This is a genomic window from Nocardioides sp. P5_C9_2 (genome assembly GCF_054049555.1).
This window is the reverse complement of the sequence record NZ_JBFUMD010000203.1, coordinates 1-6,347: the sequence shown is the minus strand read 5'-3', so window position 1 is coordinate 6,347 and position 6,347 is coordinate 1. Positions and strand designations below refer to the sequence as shown.

The 6,347-nt window shown below is 71.8% G+C and carries 6 protein-coding genes and 1 pseudogene; 4 read left to right on the top strand and 3 right to left on the bottom strand.

What is annotated here, in order from left to right; all coding sequences use genetic code 11:
• A pseudogene (locus tag ACXJKL_RS11615) lies at positions 1-529 on the top strand (MFS transporter); the annotation flags it as partial.
• A 15-nt stretch (positions 530-544) separates the two neighbouring features.
• Here ACXJKL_RS11615 and ACXJKL_RS11610 read toward each other — a convergent pair.
• The gene (locus ACXJKL_RS11610; protein WP_457207204.1) at positions 545-2,380 is read right to left on the bottom strand and encodes an NAD(P)/FAD-dependent oxidoreductase; all 1,836 of its coding nucleotides are present in this window, start codon (positions 2,378-2,380) and stop codon (positions 545-547) included.
• A gap of 88 nt (positions 2,381-2,468) precedes the next feature.
• On the opposite strand from ACXJKL_RS11610, the gene ACXJKL_RS11605 reads away from it, so the two are divergent.
• From ACXJKL_RS11605 to ACXJKL_RS11595, 3 genes are read left to right on the top strand one after another with little or no spacing between them, the layout of a single operon-like run.
• On the top strand, positions 2,469-3,686 hold the full coding sequence (locus tag ACXJKL_RS11605) for a transcriptional regulator (RefSeq protein ID WP_457207203.1): 1,218 nt from the start codon (positions 2,469-2,471) through the stop codon (positions 3,684-3,686).
• Between the two features lie 27 nt (positions 3,687-3,713).
• Positions 3,714-4,208 (top strand): beta-class carbonic anhydrase, encoded by a 495-nt coding sequence (locus ACXJKL_RS11600; RefSeq protein ID WP_457207202.1) that lies wholly within the window; start codon positions 3,714-3,716, stop codon positions 4,206-4,208.
• The gene (locus ACXJKL_RS11595) at positions 4,208-4,570 is read left to right on the top strand and encodes an SdpI family protein (RefSeq protein ID WP_457207201.1); all 363 of its coding nucleotides are present in this window, start codon (positions 4,208-4,210) and stop codon (positions 4,568-4,570) included. The genes ACXJKL_RS11600 and ACXJKL_RS11595 overlap by 1 nt, the downstream gene beginning before the upstream one ends.
• Before the next feature lie 33 nt (positions 4,571-4,603).
• Here the strand turns inward: ACXJKL_RS11595 and ACXJKL_RS11590 are convergent, their stop codons facing one another.
• Both ACXJKL_RS11590 and ACXJKL_RS11585 read right to left on the bottom strand, forming a co-directional pair.
• Positions 4,604-5,137 (bottom strand): hypothetical protein, encoded by a 534-nt coding sequence (locus ACXJKL_RS11590; protein ID WP_457207200.1) that lies wholly within the window; start codon positions 5,135-5,137, stop codon positions 4,604-4,606.
• Between the two features lie 32 nt (positions 5,138-5,169).
• On the bottom strand, positions 5,170-6,347 hold a 1,178-nt coding region (locus ACXJKL_RS11585; RefSeq protein ID WP_457207199.1), incomplete at its 5' end, for a toprim domain-containing protein.

The following is a 6,347-nucleotide window of genomic DNA, read 5'->3' as shown; positions in this document are numbered from 1 at the left end:
CGGCTACCTCATCCGCACCCTCGCCCCCGGGGTCGTCACCGCGGGCGGCATGACGCTGGCGGCGATCGGCTTCGTGCTGATGACCCGCTGGGACCTCACCTCCCTGTCGCACTGGTCGGCCACCGTCGCCCTGGTGGTGGGTGGCCTCGGCTTCGGCCTCGCCCTGGCCCCGGTCAACGCCGCCCTGCTCGCCCACACCGACGACGACGTGCACGGGGTGGCGAGCGCCTTCGTCGTCGTCGCCCGGATGGTCGGCATGCTCGTGGGGATCTCCGCGCTGACCGTGATCGGGTTGCGGCGCTACTACGCCGAGCAGGCCGACGTACCGCCCGTCCGCGAGGTCTGCGGCGGGTCGAGCCGCTGTCCGGAGTTCAGCCGGCTGCTCAAGCTCGCCGGGATCGCCCAGGAGCACGCGGTCTTCTGGGGCGCCGCCGGGTGCGCCGTGGTCGCGGGCATCCTGGCGCTCGTGCTGTTCGCGGGGGCACGCACCGACCGGGTCAGTGCGCGCGACGCCCTGTCGGCGCACTGACCCGGGCCAGGGGGGTCAGCTCGTGTGCTGCACCTCCTGGAGACCGTGGACCGGGGTGTCGATCCCCTCGAAGCGGGCCTTGAGCTGGAGCGCGAGGTAGAGCGAGTAGTGCCGCGACTGGTGCAGGTTGCCGCCGTGCATCCACAGGTTCTGGATCTGCGTCGGCTTCCACATGTTGCGCTGCTCGCCCTCCCACGGGCCGGGGTCCTTGGTCGTCTCCGATCCCAGTCCCCAGACCTTGCCCAGCCGGTCGGCGGTGTCCTGGTCGATCAGGTCGGCCACCAAGCCGTTCATGGAGCCGTAGCCGGTCGCCATGACCACGACGTCCGCGGCCAGCTCGGTGCCGTCGGCGAGCACGACGGCGTCGGCGGTGAGGTGGTCGATCTGGCCGCTGACCAGCCGGACGTCGCCGTTGGCCACCAGCTCGGCCGCACCGACGTCGATGTAGTAGCCCGAGCCCCGGCGGAGGTACTTCATGAACAGTCCCGAGCCGTCGTCGCCCCAGTCGTGGTCGAAGCCCGCGGCCTCCAGCCGCTCGTAGAAGTCCTTGTCCTTCTCGGCCATCGCCTGGTAGGCCGGGATCTGGAAGCGGTGCATGATCCGGTAGGGCAACGACGCGAAGATCAGGTCGGCCTTCTCCGTGGTGACCCCCGCCGCCAGGGCACGCTCGGAGTAGAGGTCGCCGAGGCCGTGCTCCATCAGGCTGTCGCTCTTGACGATGTGGGTCGAGCTGCGCTGCACCATCGTGACGTCGACGTCGTTCTCCCACAGGGCGCCGCAGATGTCGAAGGCGGAGTTGTTGCTGCCGATCACCACGACCTTCTTGCCGACGTAGGCGTCCGGGCCCGGGTGCGCGGACGAGTGGTGCAGGTCGCCGGCGAAGACGTCCGTCCCGGGGACGTCGGGGATGTTCGGCTTCCCGCTCATCCCGGTCGCGAAGACCAGCTGGGTCGGACGCAGCGTCAGCGGCCGGCCCTCCCGCTCCACCTCGACGGTCCACTCACCCGTCTCCTGCGAGTACGACGCGCTGGTCGCGGTGGTGCTCGACCAGTAGGGCACCTCCATGATCGTCGTGTACGACTCCAGCCAGTCGCCGATCTTGTCCTTGGGGGCGAAGACGGGCCAGTTGTCGGGGAACTTCAGGTACGGCAGGTGGTCGTACCAGACCGGGTCGTGCAGGCACAGGGACTTGTAACGGTTGCGCCACTGGTCGCCGGGTCGCGGGTGCTTGTCGATGACCAGGCTCGGTACGCCGAGCTGGCGCAGCCGGGCGCCCAACGCGATGCCACCCTGCCCGCCGCCGATCACCAGGACGTAGGGCTGCGTCGTGCTGCCCAGGGTCTCGGCCTCGTGCTGCCGTTGCTCCAGCCACGTCCGGCGCTGCCGGTCCGCCCCGTGCTCGGCCCCGCGCGGGCGGTGCTCGTTGCGCGGCTCCTCGTGCCCCTTGAGCTCGTAGAGCGTGGTCAGGAAGGTGAAGGCCCGACGCTCGCCGTCCTCCTCGACCAGGCGCAGCAGCCCCCGACCACGACCGATGGCGGTCTCGAAGACGAACCACGCCGTCACCACCCCGTCCGCCTCGTCGGCGGGCTCGTCCAGGGCGAAGCCCGAGGGATCGGTGGTGGCCAGGGTCGCGGCCAGCAGGTCGCCCACCCCCTCGCGGCCCTCCACGGTGGTGAGGTTCCAGCTGAAGGCCACCAGGTCCCTCCAGTAGGACTCGGTGGCGAAGAGCCGGGCGGCCGCCGGCACGTCCCGGGCCGCCAGCGCAGCCTCCAGGTCGGTCAGCCACGTCGTGGCGACGTCGCTCGGATCGGGCGTCGCGGTGGCCTCGGATGCGTCGAGGGTCTGGGTCACGGGTGTCTCCTTCCGACGTGACCCACGACACACCCGGCCGTACCATCGGCGGCAGGGTTGCACGAGGTTGCAACCGTCAGGAGGCGTGATGGCCGGCGACGAGCGCCAGCACGAGCGCGCCCAGCGGCTCACCCGCGAGCGGGTGCTGTCAGGCGGCATCCCCGCGGAGGTGGCCCGTCCCGAGATCAGCGCCTCGTGGCGCCGGGTCCGTGCCGGCGGCCTGGCCCCGGGCGCCGAGCCGGCCGTCGCCCCGCTCGCCGAGGCCGAGGTCGAGTCCCGACGAGCCTCCAGTGCGCTGGCGCCGCTGCTGCCGAGCATCACGTCCTCACTGGCCCCCGTGGTCGACGACGGACTGCTCATCGTCGTCACCGACACCGACGGCCGGGTCCTGTGGCGCCGTGGACACGGCGGCGTCCGTCGCCTGGCCGACCGGCTCGGCTTCGTCCAGGGCTCCGCGTGGACCGAGGCCAACGTGGGCACCAACGCCATCGGCACCTGCCTGGTCGTGGGCGAGCCGGTGCACATCCACGGCCCCGAGCACTATGTCGAGTCCCACACCCGCTGGAGCTGTGCCGCCTCCCCCGTCCTCGACCCCTGGACCGGGGCGAGCCTGGGGGCCGTCGACATCAGCGGGCCGGCGTACGCCGTCCGGCGCTCGGTGCTCGCCCTGGTCGGCGTGACCGCCCGGTTGGCGGGCGCCGAGGTGCGCCACGAGCACGCCGCGTCCCTCGAGCGGCTGCGGGCCTACGCCGCGCCCGTCGTCGCCCGGGTGGGCGGCCGTACCCTCGCGGTCGATCCCAGCGGACACGTCGCGGCCGTCACCGGCTGCACCGCTCCCGGCCGGCTCCTGCTCCCCGACGACCTGTCACCGGAGTCCACCTGGCTCCCCGCGCTCGGCGCGGTGAGCGTCGAGCCGCTGCCCGGCGGGTGGCTGCTGCGGCTGGGTGACGAGCACCCGACGGCCACCGAGCTGGTGCTGGACCTCCGGGGACGACCGGAGCTGCGGGTCAGCACCCCGAGCCACTCCTGGCGGCACCACCCCAGCCCACGACACACCGAGATCCTGCTCGCCCTGGTCCACGCCCCGGAGGGCCGCACCGCGGCCCAGCTCGCGGACGACCTCTTCGCCGACCCGAGCCGCGTGGTCACGGTCCGCGCCGAGATGTCGCGACTGCGCCGGACCCTCGGGACGATCCTGCTGGCCCGGCCCTACCGCATCGCGGGATCGGTGCGGGCCCGGGTGCTGCTTCCCGAGGCAGGTCCGGCCATCGGGGCGTCCAGCCCCGTGGGCGTCGCGTCCGGGTAGGTCGCGGCTCCGCTACCCTCAGCGGTCGTGGACGACTTCTCCGACCTGATCACAGCCAACCAGGCGTTCGCCGACTCCTTCGAGCTCGGTGGCTTCGACGGCGTCGCGCACGCCGGAGTGGCCATCGTGACGTGCATGGACAGCCGGATCGATCCGCTGCGGATGCTCGGGCTCCAGCACGGCGACGCCAAGATCTTCCGCAACCCGGGTGGCCGGGTCACCACCGCGGCGCTCGAGGCGCTGGTGCTCGGTGTCCACCTGCTCGGGGTCGAACGGATCCTCATCGTGCCGCACACCCGGTGTGCGATGGCGGCGAACACCGAGGCCGAGCTGCGGGAGCGGATCGGCGCCTCGGCCGGGGTCGACGCGACCTGGCAGAAGTTCCATGTCATCGCCGACCAGGTGGCCGCCCTCGAGGAGGACATGCAGAAGGTGCGCTCGCACCCGCTCATCCCCGACTCGATCGGGGTCGGCGGCTTCATCTACGACGTCGACTCCGGGCTGCTGGACCAGAAGTTCTGATGGGCGACGCCGAGGTCACCGCGACCGCGATGGCGGTCGTGGGCGCTGCCGTCTCCGCCCTCGTCTGGTGGATGACACGCGAGGCGGCCGCCGGGCGGCTGGCCCGCAACCGCACCCTGGGGCTCCGCACCCGACGGACCCTCGCCTCCGACGAGGGCTGGGTGCGCGGTCATCGTGCCGCCCTGCCCTGGACGCGCGCCGGCCGGTACGCCGCCGGCATCGTTGCCGTCGCGACCTTGGTGGCCGTCGGCTCCGGGCGGGCGGCCCCGCTGGGCGTCGCGCTCGGGTCGCTCGCGATCGCGACCGTGCTCGTCGTGACCCTGGGCGCCGTACTCGCCGTCCACCGCGCGCTGCCGGACTGACGCGTCGTCGTACGGCCCGACCCGCCGCGGGTCTCAGGGCAGTTCGTCCCCGTACCTGGCCCGCCCCCGTCTGATCGTCTCCGACACCCGCGCCGCGTCCTGCACACCGTCCACGCCCTCGGAGCTGGTCGTCGACCGCGCCGTCCGAACCTGTGGTCGCCGGGACGTCAGACGTATGCCGGGCTCCCCCAGCGACCGGGCGACCCGCGTACGACGGACCGCCCGGACGACACGCGGACACAACCCCCGTCCGTCCGACCCGGCCACGCTCAGAGCAAGCCGTCGGAGGCGGTTGTGTCCGCGTGTCTGCACCACCACTACCTGGTGGGCGTCCTCGTAGACCACCCTGCCGGGGTCGTCCGACTCGACGCGCTCCCACGCCACCGCGCCCGGGTTGACCTCGTGGTCGTAGATCGCCGGGTCGACGGTGGAGGGGTCCCGGTAGGCGTCGTCGAACCAGCGGTTGCGCTGCCGGCGCCACTGCTCGTCCTCGGCGCTCAGCAGGCACTGCCTCCCGAGGACGTCGACGAGACCGAAGACGCCGACGTGGATGCCGCGCTCCGACACGTGCGGGCTCCGGAAGCGGACGTACGAGCCCGTCAGGCGTCGAGCGTCTCCATGTCCACGTCGTACGCCCCCTGGACGATGAACTCCTTGCGCGGCGCGACGTCGGAGCCCATGAGCAGCTCGAAGACGCGCGCCGAGACCTCGGCGTCGTCGACCGTGAGGCGGCGCAGGGTGCGGTGGCGCGGGTCCATGGTCGTCTCGGCCAGCTGGTCGGCGTCCATCTCACCGAGACCCTTGTAGCGCTGCACCGGGTCCTTCCAGCGCACGTTCTTCTTCTTCAGCTCGGCGAGCCTGCGCTGCAGCTCGTCGTCGGAGTAGGTGTAGACGTACTTGTCCATCCCCTTCCGGGGGTTGGAGATCTCGATGCGGTGCAGCGGCGGGACCGCGGTGAAGACGCGCCCGGCGGTGATCAGGTCGGGCATGTACTTGAAGAACAGGGTCGCCAGCAGGCAGCGGATGTGGGCGCCGTCGGAGTCGGCGTCCGCCATGAAGATGATCCGGCCGTAGCGGGCCGCGTCGAGGTCGAAGGTGCGCCCCGAGCCGGCGCCGACCACCTGGATGATCGAGGCGCACTCGGCGTTCTTGAGCATGTCCCCGACCGAGGCCTTCTGGACGTTGAGGATCTTGCCGCGGATGGGCAGCAGCGCCTGGTACTCCGAGTTGCGGGCGAGCTTCGCGGTCCCCAGCGCCGAGTCGCCCTCGACGATGAACAGCTCGGTGCGCTCGTTGTCACCGGCCCGGCAGTCGGCGAGCTTGGCCGGCAGCGCCGAGGACTCCAGGGCGTTCTTGCGCCGCTGCGTCTCCTTGTGCTGCTTGGCCGCGATCCGGGTCTTGGACGCCCCCACGACCTTCTCCATGACCAGCTTGGCCTGCACCTTCTCGGCCCGCTTGGTGGAGGTGAGGAACGCCTTGAGCTCCGCGGCCACGACCTTGCGCACGACGGTGCGCGCCGCCGGGGTGCCCAGGATCTCCTTGGTCTGGCCCTCGAACTGGGGCTCGGCCAGCCGCACCGTGACCACGGCGGTCATGCCCTCGAGGACGTCGTCCTTCATGACGTTGTCGTCGTTGACCTTGAGCACCTTGGCGGAGCGCATCACGTCGTTGAACGTCGCGGTCACCGCCTGCTCGAAGCCGCTGAGGTGGGTGCCGCCCTTGGGCGTCGCGATCACGTTGACGTAGGAGCGGACCTGGGTGTCGTAGGTCTGCGAGC